Raw genomic sequence first — 329 nt, 5'->3', positions numbered from 1 at the left:
ACTGGGTAATATGGGCATGCGTAAACAAACTGGTATCATATTCCCATGTTAAGCCCAACCCCATATCACTGAGACTCATATCAATGTCTAAATCATATTTGGCGCGAATAAAGTCACTCTGGTAGGTTTGTAACTCGACATGAGGTAATTGAAATGACTTTGTGCTGCTGTCATCGTGAATACCATAATCACTATTGGTGGTCATGACTATCTGGAATAAAGGGCCGTGCAATGAACTACGGGGGATATTTAAACGTTCGACGAGCTTCTCAAAAGGCACATCCTGATTTGATTGCGCATCTAAGTGTACTTGCCTGATATGCGACAAA

General features: G+C 41.6%; 1 protein-coding gene. It reads right to left on the bottom strand.

Annotated features, from left to right (window positions below; translation table 11 throughout):
- A partial coding sequence (locus J8M01_RS23860) for a condensation domain-containing protein (RefSeq protein ID WP_211059611.1) occupies positions 1 to 329 on the bottom strand: 329 nt, incomplete at both ends.

Origin of the sequence: Pseudoalteromonas sp. MMG005 (assembly GCF_018101015.1) — a bacterium.
Taxonomy (GTDB): domain Bacteria; phylum Pseudomonadota; class Gammaproteobacteria; order Enterobacterales; family Alteromonadaceae; genus Pseudoalteromonas; species Pseudoalteromonas aurantia.
Note: the sequence above shows the minus strand (reverse complement) of the source record. Positions and strands in the feature narration are given on the sequence as shown.